The organism is Pantoea sp. PA1, from assembly GCF_056856975.1.
In genome coordinates, this window is sequence record NZ_JBXGEE010000001.1 from 1,367,957 (window position 1) to 1,385,661 (window position 17,705).

Annotated in this window: 20 protein-coding genes; 9 read left to right on the forward strand and 11 right to left on the reverse strand. The window is 57.1% G+C overall.

The window, feature by feature from the left end:
• The first annotated feature begins 90 nt into the window (after positions 1 to 90).
• Positions 91 to 1,626, forward strand: a complete 1,536-nt coding sequence (locus AC1V0D_RS06680; protein WP_009089862.1) for a SpoVR family protein — start codon at positions 91 to 93, stop codon at positions 1,624 to 1,626.
• A 35-nt stretch (positions 1,627 to 1,661) separates the two neighbouring features.
• Here the strand turns inward: AC1V0D_RS06680 and fadR are convergent, their stop codons facing one another.
• Positions 1,662 to 2,381, reverse strand: a complete 720-nt coding sequence (fadR, locus tag AC1V0D_RS06685) for a fatty acid metabolism transcriptional regulator FadR (protein ID WP_009089861.1) — start codon at positions 2,379 to 2,381, stop codon at positions 1,662 to 1,664.
• Between the two features lie 330 nt (positions 2,382 to 2,711).
• On the opposite strand from fadR, the gene dsbB reads away from it, so the two are divergent.
• Complete coding sequence (gene dsbB, locus AC1V0D_RS06690) at positions 2,712 to 3,242, forward strand: disulfide bond formation protein DsbB (protein ID WP_167428137.1); 531 nt, start codon at positions 2,712 to 2,714, stop codon at positions 3,240 to 3,242.
• Positions 3,243 to 3,299: 57 nt separating this feature from the next.
• Here the strand turns inward: dsbB and AC1V0D_RS06695 are convergent, their stop codons facing one another.
• The 3 genes from AC1V0D_RS06695 to AC1V0D_RS06705 all read right to left on the reverse strand — a co-directional run bounded on the left by AC1V0D_RS06695 (position 3,300) and on the right by AC1V0D_RS06705 (position 5,062).
• Positions 3,300 to 3,746, reverse strand: a complete 447-nt coding sequence (locus AC1V0D_RS06695) for a YcgN family cysteine cluster protein (protein ID WP_009089856.1) — start codon at positions 3,744 to 3,746, stop codon at positions 3,300 to 3,302.
• A gap of 64 nt (positions 3,747 to 3,810) precedes the next feature.
• Entirely contained in the window at positions 3,811 to 4,470 is a 660-nt protein-coding gene (locus AC1V0D_RS06700) for a fumarylacetoacetate hydrolase family protein (protein WP_009089853.1), read from the reverse strand.
• 316 nt (positions 4,471 to 4,786) lie between these two features.
• On the reverse strand, positions 4,787 to 5,062 hold the full coding sequence (locus AC1V0D_RS06705; RefSeq protein ID WP_009089851.1) for a YcgL domain-containing protein: 276 nt from the start codon (positions 5,060 to 5,062) through the stop codon (positions 4,787 to 4,789).
• Positions 5,063 to 5,217: 155 nt separating this feature from the next.
• On the opposite strand from AC1V0D_RS06705, the gene minC reads away from it, so the two are divergent.
• From minC to minE, 3 genes are read left to right on the forward strand one after another with little or no spacing between them, the layout of a single operon-like run.
• Positions 5,218 to 5,931 carry a septum site-determining protein MinC gene (gene minC / locus AC1V0D_RS06710; RefSeq protein WP_046101941.1) on the forward strand — a complete coding sequence of 238 codons (714 nt, stop codon included), beginning with the start codon at positions 5,218 to 5,220 and terminating at the stop codon, positions 5,929 to 5,931.
• Between the two features lie 33 nt (positions 5,932 to 5,964).
• Positions 5,965 to 6,777 carry a septum site-determining protein MinD gene (minD, locus tag AC1V0D_RS06715; RefSeq protein ID WP_046101942.1) on the forward strand — a complete coding sequence of 271 codons (813 nt, stop codon included), beginning with the start codon at positions 5,965 to 5,967 and terminating at the stop codon, positions 6,775 to 6,777.
• Positions 6,778 to 6,780: 3 nt separating this feature from the next.
• The gene (gene minE, locus AC1V0D_RS06720) at positions 6,781 to 7,050 is read left to right on the forward strand and encodes a cell division topological specificity factor MinE (RefSeq protein ID WP_009089844.1); all 270 of its coding nucleotides are present in this window, start codon (positions 6,781 to 6,783) and stop codon (positions 7,048 to 7,050) included.
• Positions 7,051 to 7,103: 53 nt separating this feature from the next.
• On the opposite strand, the gene rnd is transcribed toward minE, so the two are convergent.
• The 6 genes from rnd to AC1V0D_RS06750 form a co-directional block, all read right to left on the reverse strand.
• Entirely contained in the window at positions 7,104 to 8,225 is a 1,122-nt protein-coding gene (gene rnd / locus AC1V0D_RS06725) for a ribonuclease D (protein WP_482907139.1), read from the reverse strand.
• 98 nt (positions 8,226 to 8,323) lie between these two features.
• Positions 8,324 to 10,000, reverse strand: a complete 1,677-nt coding sequence (fadD, locus tag AC1V0D_RS06730) for a long-chain-fatty-acid--CoA ligase FadD (RefSeq protein WP_140028620.1) — start codon at positions 9,998 to 10,000, stop codon at positions 8,324 to 8,326.
• A gap of 205 nt (positions 10,001 to 10,205) precedes the next feature.
• Complete coding sequence (locus AC1V0D_RS06735; RefSeq protein ID WP_033736224.1) at positions 10,206 to 10,802, reverse strand: Slp family lipoprotein; 597 nt, start codon at positions 10,800 to 10,802, stop codon at positions 10,206 to 10,208.
• Positions 10,803 to 10,862: 60 nt separating this feature from the next.
• Positions 10,863 to 11,561, reverse strand: a complete 699-nt coding sequence (tsaB, locus tag AC1V0D_RS06740; RefSeq protein ID WP_482907140.1) for a tRNA (adenosine(37)-N6)-threonylcarbamoyltransferase complex dimerization subunit type 1 TsaB — start codon at positions 11,559 to 11,561, stop codon at positions 10,863 to 10,865.
• 44 nt (positions 11,562 to 11,605) lie between these two features.
• Positions 11,606 to 13,522, reverse strand: a complete 1,917-nt coding sequence (gene yoaA, locus AC1V0D_RS06745) for a DNA repair helicase YoaA (RefSeq protein ID WP_482907141.1) — start codon at positions 13,520 to 13,522, stop codon at positions 11,606 to 11,608.
• Between the two features lie 652 nt (positions 13,523 to 14,174).
• Positions 14,175 to 14,342, reverse strand: coding sequence for a hypothetical protein (locus tag AC1V0D_RS06750; RefSeq protein ID WP_009089835.1), 168 nt, complete (start codon positions 14,340 to 14,342; stop codon positions 14,175 to 14,177).
• Positions 14,343 to 14,660: 318 nt separating this feature from the next.
• Here AC1V0D_RS06750 and AC1V0D_RS06755 point away from each other — a divergent pair, with 318 nt between their 5' ends.
• Together AC1V0D_RS06755 and AC1V0D_RS06760 are read left to right on the forward strand one after the other, a co-directional pair.
• Entirely contained in the window at positions 14,661 to 15,020 is a 360-nt protein-coding gene (locus AC1V0D_RS06755) for a hypothetical protein (protein WP_009089833.1), read from the forward strand.
• Positions 15,021 to 15,081: 61 nt separating this feature from the next.
• The gene (locus AC1V0D_RS06760) at positions 15,082 to 15,426 is read left to right on the forward strand and encodes a RidA family protein (RefSeq protein ID WP_009089831.1); all 345 of its coding nucleotides are present in this window, start codon (positions 15,082 to 15,084) and stop codon (positions 15,424 to 15,426) included.
• Positions 15,427 to 15,438: 12 nt separating this feature from the next.
• Here AC1V0D_RS06760 and AC1V0D_RS06765 read toward each other — a convergent pair whose 3' ends face one another.
• Complete coding sequence (locus AC1V0D_RS06765) at positions 15,439 to 15,633, reverse strand: YoaH family protein (RefSeq protein WP_009089830.1); 195 nt, start codon at positions 15,631 to 15,633, stop codon at positions 15,439 to 15,441.
• Positions 15,634 to 15,743: 110 nt separating this feature from the next.
• Between AC1V0D_RS06765 and pabB the strand changes: the two genes are divergently transcribed.
• Both pabB and AC1V0D_RS06775 read left to right on the forward strand, forming a co-directional pair.
• Positions 15,744 to 17,123 carry an aminodeoxychorismate synthase component 1 gene (pabB, locus tag AC1V0D_RS06770; RefSeq protein WP_482907142.1) on the forward strand — a complete coding sequence of 460 codons (1,380 nt, stop codon included), beginning with the start codon at positions 15,744 to 15,746 and terminating at the stop codon, positions 17,121 to 17,123.
• Entirely contained in the window at positions 17,107 to 17,670 is a 564-nt protein-coding gene (locus AC1V0D_RS06775; protein ID WP_058957300.1) for a CoA pyrophosphatase, read from the forward strand. The genes pabB and AC1V0D_RS06775 overlap by 17 nt, the downstream gene beginning before the upstream one ends.
• The last annotated feature ends 35 nt before the right edge of the window (positions 17,671 to 17,705 follow it).

Sequence of the window (17,705 nt, forward strand, 5' to 3'; positions counted from 1 at the left end):
TTTTTCGGGTTCCCTTTTTCAGGATGAAGCCTTAAATAACCAGAACGGGTTGTCTTTCGGGTCAGCCGGTTTGCCACAAAGAGGTGCGCTATGACGACAATCTTTGACGAAGCCATCAGAGACAGCAAACGACTCAATGACGGACCAGACTGGACATTCGAACTGCTTGATGTCTACTTAGCGGAGATCGACCGCGTTGCGAAGCTCTACCGTCTGGATACCTACCCGCACCAAATCGAAGTGATTACCTCTGAACAGATGATGGATGCCTATTCCAGCGTCGGCATGCCAATCAACTATTCACACTGGTCATTCGGCAAAAAGTTTATCGAAACCGAGCAGCGCTATAAGCACGGTCAGCAGGGCCTGGCCTACGAGATTGTCATCAACTCCAATCCCTGCATCGCCTACCTGATGGAAGAGAACACCATGACCATGCAGGCGCTGGTGATGGCACATGCCTGCTATGGTCATAACTCTTTCTTCAAAAATAACTACCTGTTCCGTAGCTGGACGGATGCCGGATCGATTGTCGATTACCTGCTGTTTGCCAAAAACTATATCAGTGACTGCGAAGAGCGCTATGGCGTTGAAGAGGTGGAGCGGCTGCTCGACTCCTGCCACGCCTTAATGAATTATGGCGTGGATCGCTATAAACGCCCGCAGAAGATCTCCCTGCAGGAGGAGAAAGCCCGTCAGAAAAGCCGGGAGGAGTATCTGCAGAGTCAGGTGAACACGCTCTGGCGCACGCTGCCGCGGCGTGAAAAAGAGGCGGTCACGTTCGAAGCTGCACGCTACCCTTCTGAGCCGCAGGAGAACCTGCTCTATTTCATGGAGAAGAATGCGCCGCTGCTGGAGCCGTGGCAGCGTGAGATCCTGCGCATTGTGCGCAAGGTGAGCCAGTATTTCTATCCACAGAAGCAGACTCAGGTGATGAATGAGGGCTGGGCAACCTTCTGGCACTACACCATCCTTAATCACCTCTATGACGAAGGTAAAGTGTCGGAACGCTTCATGATGGAGTTTCTGCACAGCCATACCAATGTGGTCTATCAGCCGCCCTACAACAGCCAGTGGTATAACGGCATTAACCCCTATGCTCTGGGCTTCGCGATGATGCAGGATATCAAGCGTATCTGTCAGTCCCCTACCGAAGAGGATCGCTACTGGTTCCCGGATATTGCGGGTTCTGACTGGCTGGATACGCTCCATTTTGCGATGCGTGAGTTTAAGGATGAGAGCTTCATCAGCCAGTTCCTGTCGCCGAAGGTGATGCGCGACTTCCGGCTGTTTACCGTGCTGGATGATGACCGCAACAACTATCTCGAAATCGCCGCCATTCACGATGAGGCTGGCTATCGGGCGATCCGCCAGCAGCTCTCTGCCCAGTACAACCTGAGTAATCTCGAACCCAATATTCAGGTTTATAATGTCGATCTGCGAGGTGACCGTTCGCTGACCCTGCGCTATGTGCCGCAGAGCCGCACGCCGCTGGACAAGAGCCGTCGCGAGGTGCTGAAGCACGTGCATCGGCTGTGGGGATTTGATGTGATTCTGGAGCAACAGAATGAGGATGGCAGCGTTGAGCTGCTGGACCGCAACCCGCCGCGAAATACCTCACTCTGACCGCATAAAAAACCGGACGCGATGTCCGGTTTTTTTTATCGTTTATTGCCGAGATCGTCAGGCAGATTCTTCTGCATGCTGTGCCAGATTTCACCGCTGCGGCGACCGTAGTTGCGCACCACCTCCACAATCTCATCCTGTCCCGGCGATGTGTCACACAGCGCCAGCAGCGTCAGATAAAAATCACGCGCCACCTGACGGGCTTCGGGATTTGAGAAGTAGTGACGTCCCACACGAGTGTAGAGCCCTTTCAGGCCGTTAAGGATCAGACCATAAATCGGGTTGCCGGAAGCAAACGCCAGACCGCGGAAGACGCGGTAGTCGAGTTCGGTATAGGCATCCGCCTGGTCGGCCGTCGCATCGACCGTCTCCAGCACCTCACGCGCCTTGTCAGGATGATGACGCAGTGCTCGGCTGATAAAGATGGAAGAGATATTGCTGCGCACTGACAGCAGGTTGTCGATCAGCACCGGCACGCTGTCGTGGTCGAGGCGCGCCAGGGTTTCGAGGATATTCAGGCCAGAGGTCTCCCAGAAATCATTCACCCGGGTCGGTTTACCGTGCTGAATCGTCAGCCAGCCATCACGCGCCAGGCGCTGCAGCACTTCACGCAGGGTCGTACGTGTCACCCCGATCAATTCAGAAAGCTCACGCTCAGCAGGAAGAATCGACCCCGGGGGAAAGCGGCTGTTCCAGATGCTTTCAATAATGTACTCTTCAGCAAATCCCGCTGGACTCTGCGCCTTTATAACCATAGCAATGTGTTCTCGTTGCTTTTCTAATCGTGATGGGCACTCATCATACCAGACGCCCTATAGCGGATATAGCCTGCGCAACCATTAAAACCGGGCGCAGCGCATATTTCAGGTTGCCTCTCCGGTGCTCCTGGGGGCTAACGGAGTAAAGCTGATTGCGCAGCAAAATGCCAGACGCCCCATAATCGCAAAACACGCGGCTTATTTTCACATAACCTGTTCTGGATCAGTCTGAGGTCATGTCCGGATACGATTTTTCGCTGGCCCGGGCTGGTTTGCCCCCGCTTTTGGTTTACACTGCGTGGCATTAACGTTTACAGGGAATGCAATATGTTGCGATATCTGAATCACTGTTCCCGGGGCCGCGGAGCCTGGTTATTACTGGCACTGACTGCACTGGCGCTGGAGCTCACGGCATTATGGTTTCAGCATGTGATGGGCCTGAAGCCCTGCGTCATGTGTATCTACGAGCGCAACGCGCTGTTTGGTGTGATGGCCGCGGGTCTGGTCGGCGCGATTGCGCCAAAATCGCCGTTGCGTCTGGCGGCGCTGGCGTTATGGATCTACAGTGCCTGGGAAGGTCTGCGTCTCTCCTGGGAACACACCATGATTCAGCTGCACCCTAACCCCTTTACCACCTGTGACTTTGCCGCCCGCTTCCCCAGCGGTCTGCCGCTGGATAAGTGGCTGCCGTCGGTGTTTCTCGCCAGCGGTGACTGCGCCGAGCGCAGCTGGACCTTTCTGACGCTCAGTATGCCGCAATGGATGATTGGAGTATTTGCCGCTTATCTACTGGTGGCGGTGCTGGTGCTGATTGCCCAGCCTTTCAAAGCAAAACGGCGCGACCTGTTTGGTCGCTGAACAGAAAAAAGGCTGCCCGTGGCAGCCTTTTTTACATCCTGTCCGGGACAGCGGCACTCAGCCGTTGCGATCGGGCCGATCGATGATGTGATCTTCCCAGTCCCGCACTTCACTCTCGCGAACCGCAATGTAGCGCACCGAAATACGCTGTGCGTGCATCTGCGCTTTCGAACCGGCGCGCAGCGGATGCCAGGCCGGTAAGCCCTTGCCCTCGCCCAGCAACCGGTAGGCGCAGGTGCGCGGCAGCCAGTTGAAGGTGGTCAGGTTTTCACGCGTCAGCTTGATGCAATCCTCTTCTAACTCGAAGCGGCGCTCATAGTTGCGGCACTGGCAGGTTTTGATATTGAGCTGGTTGCAGGCGACGTTAGTGAAATAGATCTCATCCGTGTCGGCGTCCTGCAACTTGTTCAGGCAGCACTGGCCGCATCCATCACATAAGGATTCCCATTCCTCATCGCTCATTTGTGCCAGGCGTTTATGTTGCCAGAAAGGGGTGTCAGTCATGATGATTGTCCGCAGTGTGCCTAAACCGCACCTTATAAAGCCTATGCGGTGGTGATGCAAGTCTTTAGAGCACGCGCGTGCTGATCCCACGCCCCGCCAGAGAGACTTCGAGCTGATCGCCTGCGCGCATCGGACCCACCCCTTCCGGCGTACCGGTCAGAATCACATCGCCGGCGCGCAGGGTGAAGTAGCGACTCATGTGGGCAATCAGCGGCAGAATTTTATGAATCATATCTGCCGTGCTGCCCTGCTGACGCACTTCACCATTCACCAGCAGCTTAAGCTCCACATTCTGCGGATCGTCGCTGAACTCCGCAACCGGGATAAAACCGGAGATGGGGCAGGCATTGTCGAAGCCTTTCGATTTTTCCCACGGCTGGCCCGCTTTTTTCAGCCCGGCCTGCAGGTCACGCAGCGTCAGATCCAGCGCCACACCATAGCCTGCAATGGCCTTCGCCACATGCTCTTCGGTTGCCTGTTTCAGGGTTGCGCCAATCAGCACGGCCAGTTCAACTTCATGATGCACTTCGCCAAACGCATCCGGGATAGAGAGCGGCTGGCGCAGATCACAGAGCGCCGTTTCCGGCTTGATGAAGATCACCGGTTCTGTTGGGGTGGCGCTCCCCATCTCTTTGATGTGTTTTGCGTAGTTACTGCCGACGCAAACCACTTTGCTGACCGGAAAATCTAACAGAGCGCCTTGCCAGTTACGATGCTGATACATGCTCATCCCCTGTTCAGGTTAGGTGTGATGCCAGCACTGCTGGCGGGTTGATGTTTGCTTTTGCGCTGGTCGATCTGCCAGCCTCATGGCGAGATAATAAGATCCTTTTAACGGTCCGGGGTGCGGAATTTGTCAAAAAGCGTAAACAGCACCGCCGAAGTGCTGAATAATCGTACAAATAAGGGCAAAAAGCCGGGCAGGAAATTTAATGAGAGTGAAAACAGATAAGCTGCGCCGTTAATTCTGCGCAGCCTCAGAGCAATATTATCCTGACAAAATCGCGACGGCAGGATTTATATTTACAGAAGAATCCGAGTTAAACTTTTTTATCGGCCTCTAAATGAATTTTCAGCAGACTTTCGATCGGCGGTGGAATCTGCAAATAATAGCCCTGCTCGCTCAATCCCTGCTTAACTTTATTGATATCCGCATTTGCCAGCCTGTCGCGCCCCGCCAGCTTTAGCACCATCGCCAGCTGAGGCTTGCCAAACCCTTTCAGCAATTCCTCCGGCACGCGGGAGAAATCGTCCTTTTTTTCAACATAGAGATAAGTCTGGTCACGTAACGGGCTTCTGTAGATCACACAAAACATATTTTTTACTCGAATTAACCGGGGTTGAGGCTTGTCTGAATATAGCTGTAACTATAACATGCTTGCAGAACTTCGAATATTCACCGTTAGCGCTTCAGTGACGATTTTATCATCGCCTGGCTGACGGTAGTGAAAACAGGACTGAGTCGGGACAGATGTCGCAAACGCCAATCGAATTCAAAGGTAGCAGTTTCACCCTGTCTGTCGTCCATTTGCATCACCATGACCCGGCGGTGATTCGCAAGGCACTTCAGGACAAGATTGACCAGGCTCCGGACTTCCTGAAAAACGCCCCGGTGGTGCTTAACGTTGCCACCCTGAGTGCCGATGTTAACTGGAAGCAGTTGCAGCAGGCGATTCTTGCCACCGGCTTACGTATTGTTGGCGTAAGCGGCTGCAAGGATGAGGCGCTGAAACGTATGATCGCCCGTGCCGGTTTGCCGGTGCTGGCAGAAGGTAAAGAGGCCAGGCCGCAGGCGCAAGCCCCTGCCCCCGCCGCTGTGCCTGAACCGCAGCCGGTGGCAGCGGAAGCGGTGGCCGCGAAAACCCGCATCGTGAACACCCCGGTGCGCTCAGGCCAGCAGATTTATGCACGTGATGCCGATTTGATCATCACCAGCAGCGTCAGCGCCGGTGCCGAACTGGTTGCTGATGGCAATATTCACATTTACGGCATGATGCGCGGTCGTGCCCTGGCGGGTGCCAGCGGTGACCGCAACTGCCAGATATTCTGTACTAACCTGGCCGCTGAGCTGGTTTCGATTGCCGGGGAGTACTGGATCATGGATCAGATCCCGCAAGAATTTTTTGGTAAAGCTGCGCGCCTGTGCCTGCAGGATGGCGCGCTGACTATCCAGACACTTAATTAGGCCCCTTTTCTTTTGTTAAGGAAATCAACATTTATGGCACGCATTATTGTAGTTACATCCGGTAAAGGGGGCGTTGGTAAGACCACGTCAAGCGCGGCCATCGCCACCGGTTTAGCGCAGAAAGGCAAGAAAACGGTCGTGATCGACTTCGATATCGGTCTGCGTAATCTGGATTTGATCATGGGCTGTGAGCGCCGTGTGGTCTACGATTTCGTCAACGTCATTCAGGGCGATGCCACCCTGAACCAGGCGCTGATCCGCGACAAACGCACCGAGCAGCTCTATATTCTGCCTGCGTCACAGACCCGCGACAAAGATGCGCTGACCCGTGAAGGCGTTGAAAAAGTCCTGAACGATCTGGCCGCGATGGAGTTCGATTTCATCGTCTGCGACTCACCGGCAGGGATTGAAACCGGCGCCCTGATGGCGCTCTATTTTGCCGATGAAGCCATCATCACCACCAACCCGGAAGTCTCTTCAGTCCGTGACTCCGACCGTATCCTCGGCATCATCTCCTCTAAATCCCGTCGCGCAGAAAACAGTCAGGAGCCGGTGAAAGAGCACCTGCTGCTGACCCGCTACAACCCGGGTCGCGTCAGCCGTGGCGATATGCTGAGCATGGAAGATGTACTGGAAATCCTGCGCATTCCTCTGGTCGGCGTCATCCCGGAAGATCAGTCGGTGTTACGTGCCTCCAACCAGGGCGAACCGGTGATCCTGGACGGTGAATCTGATGCTGGCAAAGCCTATGCCGATACCGTTGAACGGTTGCTCGGTGAAGTACGCCCCTTCCGCTTTATTGAAGAAGAGAAGAAGGGTTTCCTGAAACGCCTGTTCGGGGGATAAACCATGGCATTACTTGATTTCTTTTTATCCCGGAAGAAGAACACTGCCAACATAGCCAAGGAAAGGCTGCAGATTATCGTGGCAGAACGGAGAAGGGGCGACAGTGAGCCCCACTATCTTCCGCAACTTAAGCGCGACATTCTGGAAGTGATTTGCAAATATGTGAAGATCGATCCAGAGATGGTCACGGTACAGCTCGATCAGAAAGGTGATGATATCTCGATTCTGGAGCTGAACGTGACGCTTCCGGAAACGGAAGACGCGACTAAATGATTCTGACCGCAGCCTGAATTTCCCCTGCGCAGTGGCAGGGGAAATTTATCCGGTCAGCAACCCGCCAGGATCTCATCGATGCCGGGTTTCAGCAGTTCGCCCCGCCATCCGGTCAGTAACTCCGGTGGACGCCCCTGCGGCTTAATGCCCCAGTGCTGACTCAGCACCTGATTAATCTGACGGCGTGACGCCAGCAACTCCTGACTGAAGCCACTCTGCTCACTGACCTGCTGCACCAGCGCCTTCATCGCTTTGAAGACCGATTTGTAATTCGGATGGTCGATCAGATTTCCCAGCGGAGCCGGTAATTCACTCTCCTCCAGTGCCGCCGCTTCCGCCACCAGCGCGACCAGCGTTTTGCCGTGAAAACGAATTTCGTGTCCTGACAGCCCCAGATGATCGAGTTCACCCAGCGAGCCCGGCATAAAGCGCGCCACCTTCCACAGGTTTTCTTCGCGCACCACAAAGTTAACCGCCATATCCTTTTCACGCGCCAGCGTCAGACGCCAGGCCGCCAGACGCTGCAGCGCCGCCAGCTGACGCGGACGCAGTTGCCAGGCGTTGGTGATATCGCGCCACGCCTCTTCCGGGGACAGACTGTCCAGACGGCGCTGACAGAGGTTATCGCACTCGCTGAGTGCGGCGGCCATGTTGCCCGCCTCTTCCGTATTGACCATCAGCTGACGGGCAATCGGCAGCAGGTAGTGAACGTCGGCTGCCGCATAGACACACTGGCGCTCCGTCAGCGGGCGGGCTAACCAGTCGGTGCGCGATTCGCTTTTATCGAGTTCAACCTGAGTGAAGTGCGCCACCATCGCGGCGAAGCCCCAGGAGAGTGGCTGGCCGGAGAAGGCCGCCAGAATCTGGGTGTCGATCATCGGAGTCGGCAGCACGCCAAAACGGTGCAGGAACACCTCCAGATCTTCGCCGCCCGCATGCAGGAATTTGGTTACGGCGGTGTCGGTCAGCAGCGCCACAAAGGGTGACCAGTCGCGGATGTTGAGCGGGTCTATCAGCACCAGTTGTTCGTCGTCAAACAGCTGGATCAGGCCAAGCTGAGGGTAATACGTGCGGGTACGCACAAACTCGGTATCCAGTGCCACCGCCGCGTGCTGGCGCGCTTTCTGGCACACGTCTGCCAGTTGATCATCCTGGTCGATAAGGGAATAGTTCACGTCTGATTTCCACCGCAGCAGACTCCGCGCGGCGCTCCATGTTAAAAACAATAAAAACGCCGGACATGCCGGCGTTCAACCTCAATTCTTATCCGGATTCAGCGGGTGCCGGATTTCACCTCATCACGCAGCTCGCGCCGCAGGATCTTGCCAACGTTGGTCTTGGGAAGCTCATCACGAAACTCAATGATTTTGGGTACCTTGTAGCCGGTCAGCTGACGGCGACAGTGATCGAGCACCTCCTCCTTCGTCAGCGACGCCTCTTTTTTCACGATGCAGACTTTGACCGCCTCACCGGAAAGATCGCTGGGAACCCCGATGGCCGCGGCTTCGCGCACTTTCGGGTGCTGCATCAGCACATCTTCGATTTCATTCGGATAGACATTAAAGCCTGACACCAGAATCATATCTTTTTTACGGTCGACGATGCGAATAAAGCCTTCCTGATCAACGGTAACAATATCACCGCTATGGAGCCAGCCATTTTTCAGGACTTCCGCCGTCGCTTCCGGATGCTGCCAGTAACCCAGCATCACCTGCGGGCCGCTGATGCAGAGCTCACCCGGCTCGCCTGGTGCCACTTCATTTCCCGCTTCATCCAGGATCAGCACATCGGTCGAGGGCACCGGCAGGCCGATGCTGCCGGTATGACAGCTGATGTCGTAGGGATTGACCGAAACCAGCGGCGAACACTCCGTCAGGCCGTAGCCTTCCAGCAGATAGTGCCCGGTCAGCTTTTCCCAGCGTTCAGCCACGACTTTCTGCACCGCCATCCCCCCGCCCGCGGAAAGCCGCAGCGTGGAGAAATCGAGTTTCGTAAACTGCTCATCGTTCAGCAACGCATTAAACAGCGTGTTGACCCCGGTGATGGCGGTAAACGGAAACCTGCTCAGCTCTTTAACGAAGCCAGGAATATCGCGCGGATTGGTGATCAGCAGGTTCTGGCCGCCCAGCTCAAGGAAAAGCAGCCCGTTCACCGTTAATGCAAAGATGTGATAGAGCGGCAGCGCGGTGACGACGCACTCTTTGCCGTCACGCAGCAGTTTGCCGTAGGTCGCTTTCGTCTGCTCGAGATTCGCCTGCATGTTGCGATGCGTCAGCATCGCCCCTTTGGCCACCCCGGTGGTGCCGCCGGTATATTGCAGGAAGGCGAGATCGTCATTCGACACGGTCGGACGGCGATAATTGAGCGTCGCCCCCACGTCCAGAACCTGACGGAATGAGATAGCGCCCGGCAGATGGTATTTCGGCACCAGCTTTTTGACATACTTGACGACGAAATTCACCAGCGTCGCCTTAATGGGGGCGAGCTGGTCGCCCATCCGGGTCAGGATGACGTGACGGACCGCGGTTTCCCCCACCACCTTTTCCAGCGTGTGCGCGAAGTTGGAGACGATAACGATGGCGCTGGCGCCGCTGTCGTTAAGCTGATGCTTCAGCTCTCGCGGCGTGTAGAGCGGATTGACATTGACCACCACCATTCCCGCGCGCAGCACGCCAAACAGGGCCACCGGATACTGGAGCAGGTTAGGCATCATTAACGCCACCCGGTCACCCGCTTTCAGGCCCAGTTCATGCTGGAGATAGGCGGCAAAGGCGCGGCTCTTCTCCTCCAGCTGGCGATAACTCATTTTCTGACCCATGTTCAGGAACGCGGGTTGATCGGCGTAGCGTTTTGCGGCCTGCTCAAACAGATCCACCAGAGAGGTATAACGATCTGCACTTATTTCGGCAGGCACATCTGCCGGGTAGCGTTTCAGCCAAACCTTATTCAAGGATCCACCCCGATAATTATGTTGTATTTCCATCGCCGCCTCAGCCAATCTGGTTTGTTAACAATATTTTAACTGATTGTACCAGTTTGCCTGTTTCGGCATGTTGAGGTTGCGAAGTCCATCACTAAATTTCGTGCTGTGAAAACAGACAAATAAAAAGCCCGGCAGCGAGCACCGCGACCGGGCTGAATAGCAGGTCTTAATGTTACTCGGTCAGTATGGTCTGCACCTCGGTCGGGCCACTGTTAACCATGCCCCAGTAGGGATTGGGTCCCCAGTATCCCCCGCGATGGCGGGTCGGACCGTACCAGATCCAGGGGTCCATCGGCTGTGGCGGGGCGGTCACCTGCTGGGCGAGACGCCAGCGCTGATAACCACGCACATCGATGACGGCAAATTTGTAATCTGCCTCGCCGATTTTGCCCTGCTCCGTGCCTTTCAGCGTGCCCAGCACCGTGACGTACTGATTTCTGACATCCACCGGATCAACAAAACCGTGGATGTCAGCATAGATCCGGCCGACTGACGCCGCGCCCAGACGCGGTCTGGCGCTCTCATCCAGCGGCTGTGCCGCAATCTCCAGACGGGTTTTGCCGTTCAGGTTGGTGACGTTCACCACCTTACCGCCAAAGCGCGACTCCTGGCCGACATAGATAGCAGGGTCATTCATCACCCGCAGCAGATCCTGCTGAGGCTGAGGGGAACTGCCCTGCAGCGTGTCAGGAATAGAGACACAACCCGTTAACACCAGCACACAGGTCAGCAGCAGACCTGAAAGCCCTTTACCACACATTGACGACATAGACGCTCTCCCGTTAGGTAAAGTCTTAGACTGGACGCATAACAATAAGTTGCGTGCGACTTAGCGGCCAGGTAACTTTTTCCAGGCAACTTCATTGCGCAGGTAGGTCGGCTCCGCCGTTTCCGGCAGCAGGGTATCCCCGTCCGCCAGCGCCAGCGTTGCCAGCGGCAGCATATCCTGTGCGGCAGGCAGGGTCACCTCACTGGCGGTCAGCGTCAGTGCGTGCCCCTCCTGCAATGCCGGGAAGGCTTCCCAGCCGGTGCCGGCGGTCATCCACTCACCGGTAAGCGCCTGCATTCTGGCCACCGCCGCCTCGGGCGTCAGCACGCTTTCGCTGGCTTCACCCTGCCAGCGCCCCTGCTCATCCCGCTGATACTCTGCCCAGTAAACTTCACCCATTCGCGCATCAATGGCGGTCAGTACGCGACGGGCGCCGTGCAGACGCCACGCCCCTTCTGCCATCGTCGCCAGCGTCGAGACCGCAATCATCGGCAGGGCTGCGCCCAGTGCCAGGCCCTGCGCAATACCAATGCCGATACGGACGCCGGTAAAGCTGCCGGGGCCGCGCCCAAAGGCCAGCGCGTCCAGATCGGTCAGTTCCAGCTGACCGGCGAGCAGGAGCTCTTCGACCAGCGGCAAAATACGCTGGGTATGATCGCGCGGGGCGATTTCGAATCGGGCATCGATCTGTTGCTGATTCAGCAACGCGGCTGAACAGGCTTCTGTCGCCGTATCCAGCGCTAAAATTCGGGCTGACATGACTACCTCAGAAGAAAGAAAACGGCGCGCATCTTAGCACAGAATTATGCGTCTGGTTCGGGTTGCTGGCGGATAAAGGCGATGGCGCGACGGATGTCCCGGGTGCGCGGCGTCGGCGGCAGACTGTTCAGGAACAGCGCGCCGTAAGGGCGTGACACCAGCCGTTGATCGCAAATCACCAGCACGCCGCGATCGTCGGTGTCACGGATTAACCGTCCCACGCCCTGCTTCAGGGTGATCACCGCGTCCGGCAACTGCACATCCGCAAAGGGATCGCCGCCGCGAATCCGGCAATCTTCCATCCGGGCTTTCAGCAGCGGATCTTCCGGTGAGGTGAAAGGCAGTTTGTCGATGATCACCAGCGACAGGGCATCCCCGCGCACATCCACCCCTTCCCAGAAACTGCTGGTCGCGACCAGCAGCGCATTCCCCTTCTCAATAAACTGCTGCAGCAACTGGCCTTTGCTGGTTTCACCCTGCACAAGCACCGGCAGCGTCATGGAGGCGCGAAATTCGGCCGCCAGCTCACGCATCATCAGGTGTGAGGTACAGAGGAAGAAGCAGCGACCTTTGTTGGCATCAATCAGCGGCTTCATCATCGCGGCCAGCTGGCGGGCGCCCCCCGGACGGTTAGGCTCCGGCAGATTGCGCGGCACGCAGAGCAGCGCCTGCTTCGCAAAGTCGAACGGGCTGTTGAGGATCAGGCTTTTTGCCGCATTGACACCCAGCCGTTCCGAGAAGTGCGCCATCTTCTCATCCACTGCCAGGGTGGCTGAGGTAAAGATCCACGCGGCTTTACGGTTATCCATCACTTCACGAAAACGCTCCGCGACGGAGAGCGGCGTCAGCGCCAGGATAAAGTGACGTGAGGTACATTCATACCAGTAGCTGTAGCCTGGCTCGTTGATGGCCCGCAGCCGTTTCAGCCGGGTACGATAGAGCGCGGCGCGCTCAAAAGCGGCATCCAGCAGGGCTGAACGTCCCAGAGAGAGCTTGATGACGTCGTAACAGAGTTCGAGTGCATCATCCAGCAGCGTAAACATCCGCAGAATGGCGTTGTCGCTCAGCAGCTCACGCAGATTCCCGCGATAGCCGGGATCGCCCAGTGACAGGCGAAAGTCCTGCGCGCACTGCGCCAGACGGTCAGCGGATTTCTGCAGCTGCTGGGCATCGCGCACCTCGGTGCGGTAGGCGATGATGATATCTTTGGCGAGGTCGAGCAACTGACGGCTGGAGAGCTGCTGGCCAAAGTACTGGCTGGCGATGTCGGGCAGCTGATGGGCTTCGTCAAAGATCATCACATCCGCTTCAGGGATCAGTTCCCCAAAACCGCCCTCTTTAACCACCAGGTCGGCGAGAAAAAGATGGTGGTTCACCACCACCACATCCGCGTCCATGGCGCGCTTTCGCGCCTTCACCACAAAGCACTCTTTGTAACGCGGGCAGTCGGTGCCCAGGCAGTTATCGTTGGTGCTGGTGACCAGTGGCCAGACCGGGCTGTCTTCGGTCACGCCCGCGCAGCTGCTGATGTCGCCATCTTCGGTCTGTGATGACCAGCTGCGCAGCGTCACCAGATCGGTGAGCGCCTGCGCGGTGAGATCGCCACCCGCCATCGACTGCTGTTCCATGCGTTCCAGACAGAGGTAGTTAGAGCGGCCTTTCAGCAGCGCGGTTTTGCCTTTAAACCTCAGCGCCCTGACCATGGTGGGCAGATCGCGCCCATAGAGCTGATCCTGCAGCGCTTTGGATCCGGTCGAGACAATCACTTTTTTATTGGCCCGTAAGGCGGGTGCCAGGTAAGCGTAAGTTTTACCGGTACCGGTACCGGCTTCGACGACCAGTTCACCCTGCTCTTTTACGGCTTCAGAGACCGCCTGCGCCATCTCGCGTTGTGCTTCCCGCGGCTTAAAACCCGGGATACCCAGCGCCAGCGCGCCATCCACTGCAAAATCGTCTGCCACATACCCTCACTAAGAACGGCAAAAACACTGTAATTATGTCAGTATTGCTCAGACAAAGCAAAACGGAGGCTTATCAATAATTTATGCAGGAATGGTCAGTTCTCCGACAGCGTGCGTGTTCTCCTGAACGTGCTGTTAGTGCTTCCCCTGCGGCATAAAGTCACATCCACTGAACGTTTAATTCGCGTGTCCGTGAATGCGGGGAAGAAACGGAGAGGAAATAACCCAGTGACGACGGAAGAGAGGCGGGTTTCATTAACGTTATGCGTGCGCAGGATTATTTAAGCCGGGATTGAACGCTATTTTCATCGCACATGAATCTGCTGCGGAAATAAAGAACCGCAAAACGGCGCACAGGCGGTTTTGCGGTGTAAGCAGAGGGGGCGACCGGTGTCAGACATCCCTTACGGTCGGATCGTCTTCCTCATCCTCTTCTTCATCTTCCGGGTAGATCTCAGCATCATCTGGCAATGGCTCATCGTAATCTGGACGTTCAGACATAATTACCTCCGGTGATAAATAGCAGCACTGCTATTTGATCTGATCATAGTTAACCGGCGCCGGAGGCCGCTGAGTTTCCTTGTGAACTGTGAGCCAGGCGTAAGATCGTTGTAACAGATTGAAAACGATCGCGAGGTGACGCCGCGCTGTGCTAGTGCCGGATATAAAACGCGCCCGCCAGCATGGCAATAAACAGCAGAGCAAAGGTGATAAAACCCTGCTTACTGCCTTTAGAGAGACCGACAAAGGCCGATATCACAATAAACAGCAGCGTCAGTGCGCCCGCCATCACCCAAAACAGATACTGCGTATTCGCCATGTGCTCATCCTCATCCTGTGGCGCGATATTTCGCTGATTTATACCATTTTTACGACTGGCCTGTCCTGCATTCCCGCGCCTCGCCAGCCGGCCGCTGCCGCATTCCGTCCCCCGCCTGCCCGCTAAAGCCTGTGACGCAGTCAGCAAATGCAGAGGATAACAGCAGGAAATAACCGCCCGGATTATAATGATTAAATCGGCTTACCGTTGGGATGTGGCACCCGTAAGCTGACGTGCTGAGACTGGCTTAACGTTGTCTTCAGGCTGCGTTAAGCAGATGGCCTTAACCCGACTGCCTGACTCAGGCGGAGGATTGCTATGAATACTTTCCGCATCGGCTCTCTGACTGGCGTGCTGCTGCTCTGCAGCTGTCAGGCCCCCACCCCCGATCAGGCGCGTCTGCAGGAACCCCTCTTTCAGGGCCAGAGCACCCGCACCGTTCCTCAACTCAGCGACTGCATTTATCGCGGCTGGTCCACGACCAGCGTGGTTGCCCGCGATGACACGACCCATACCCGGCCCGGCGGCAGTGCGATCAGCGTCTTTACCTGGGAGGATTCTATCTTTGCGGATGTCTCGCCTCACGGGCGAGGGGCAGAGGTCAAATATTTTACCACCTTCCGGATGGCACCTCAGGTGATGGCAGACAGGCAGGCGATTGTTAAGCGCTGCCTGTGAGGGGTGACAGCGATGCGGGGAATATGGCAGGCTAACTGCCACTTTATTCAGGGAGAAGCCGATGAGTATTACCCGTATTGACCCGGAACACCGTATGTCCGAAGCCGTGATTCACAATGACACGATCTACTACACCAGCGTGCCGGAAAACCTGGACGCCGACGCCGAAGCGCAGACGGCCAATGCGCTGGCGGTGATTGATGCGATGCTGACGCGTCTCGGCAGTGACAAGAGCAAAATTCTTGATGCCACGCTGTTTCTGGTGGATAAGGCTGATTTCCCTGCCATGAACCGCGCCTGGGACGCCTGGGTCTCTCCCGGTAATGCACCGGTGCGCTGTACGGTTCAGGCCGGGCTGTTAAATCCAAAGTACAAAATTGAGATAAAAATTATCGCTGCACGTTAAGCAGAGCGGGCGTTATTCTTCTTCGTTTTCGTCATCTTCGTCGTCGAAGAGCGCCCGGATCTGTTCGCCCGAGTGAGTCTGCCGGATCTCCTGCGCCACCTGGGCGATAGCCTGACCACTCGATAAACCCCCTGCCATCAATTCCTGAATACGCTCGACGGCCTGCTGCTGCTGCTCATGAGAGAGCGCCGGTAATCCTGTAAACATGTTCTGCTCCTGTGTTGGGTCAGACAGTATCCCACGCGGAACTAACAGGTGCCAGTCAGGAAAAAATATGTCAGTCTGACCGCCTCTTTGCTTGCTGATTTTTCTGCCCGATGATTGTTGAAACCCTCACGCTTGATTATACCGCGGATGCGCTGACCCGGCGTTTTGCCCCCATTGCCCATCTGCCCTGGGCGATGCTGCTCTCCTCCGCCCAGGCCAGCCACAGCGATAACCGCTTTGATATTCTGACGGCTAATCCCCGCGCCACCCTGGTGACCCGCGGGGCGATCACCTCGATCAGCGATCGCAGCGGCACCCGTGAATCGGCCGCCGACCCTCTGCTGCTGGTGCAGCAGCAGTGCGATGCGCTGGGCGTGACGCCTGCCGCCAGTGAGACGCTGCCGTTTCAGGGCGGGGCGCTGGGTCTGTTTGGCTACGACCTGGGCCGCCGGTTTGAAACGCTGCCCGCCAGGGCCGACGCCGACCTCATCACGCCCGATATGGCCGTAGGGATCTATGACTGGGCGCTGATTGCCGATCACCATCAGCAGACCCTGACCCTAGTGGCGCTGGAGGCGGCGCAGGCGCGGCTCGCCTGGCTGACACAGTGGCCCGCGCGTGAGGCGCTGCCCTTTTCACTGACCAGCGGCTGGCGTTCTAATCTGAGCTACGCCGACTATGCCGCCCGCTTCGCGGCGGTTCAGGACTATATCCAGGCCGGTGACTGCTACCAGGTTAATCTGGCACAGCGTTTTCAGGCGGCTTATCAGGGAGATGAGTGGCAGGCGTTCTGTCAGCTGAATGACGCTAACCGTGCGCCGTTCAGCGCTTTTCTTCGCCTGCCGGAGAGTGCCATCCTCAGCCTGTCGCCGGAGCGTTTCCTCTCGCTGAATAACCGGCAGATCGAAACCCGCCCGATTAAGGGAACCCGGCCACGCTGCGCGGACCCGATAGCGGATGCCCAGCAGGCGGAGGCGCTGCGCCATGCGGAGAAAGATCGGGCCGAGAACCTGATGATCGTCGACTTACTGCGTAATGACATTGGCCGCGTGGCGCAGCCCGGCTCCGTTACCGTTCCGGCACTGTGTGAGGTGGAACCCTTCCCCGCCGTGCATCATCTGGTGAGTACGGTTCGTGCGCGGCTGCCCGACCCTCTGCAAGCCACCGACCTGCTGCGGGCCTGTTTTCCGGGAGGCTCGATTACCGGCGCGCCCAAGATCCGGGCCATGGAGATCATCGATGAGCTGGAGCCCCAGCGGCGCAATGCCTGGTGCGGCAGCATTGGCTATCTCAGCCTCTGTGGGCGGATGGATAGCAGCATCACCATTCGCACCCTGATTGCCGAGGGCCAGCAGCTCTACTGTGCAGCCGGTGGCGGCCTGGTGGCAGACAGCGATCCGCTCGCGGAATATCAGGAGACGCTGGATAAAGTGAGCCGGATCTTACCGGCACTGGAACAATCGGGAGGTTCAGTTGGCTCTGACGCTTGAGACTTTTCGCTGCCGCTTTCTGTTGCAGCAGCCGGCGCGCACGACGCAGCGCCTCTCTGGCCGGCACGCGGCAGTCCTCGTGCCCATCGTGGCGCGGCCTGAGCCGGGCCTGTTGCTGACACAGCGCTCGCACGCCCTGCGCAAACATGCCGGACAGGTCGCCTTTCCCGGCGGAATGCAGGATGACGACGACGCCTCGCTGATCGCCACAGCACTCCGCGAGGCCCATGAAGAAGTGGGCATCGAACCGCAGCAGGTCGAGATACTGGGTTCGCTGCCTGCGGTGACCAGCAGTACCGGTTTTCAGGTGACGCCGGTGCTGGGGATTATTCCGGCCAATCTGCGTTTAACCCTCAACCCGGATGAGGTGCACAGCGCCTTTGAGATGCCGCTGGCTGAGGCGTTACAGCTCAGCCGCTACAGTTCGCTGGAGGTTCATCGGGCCGGTGTCCGGCACCCGGTGTGGCTGTCACGCTATCAGGATTATCTGGTGTGGGGGATGACCGCCGGAATAATCCGCGCACTGAGCACGCAGATCGCTTTCTGACCCCTTTTCCCGCACGAACCTCATGGAAGCCCGTC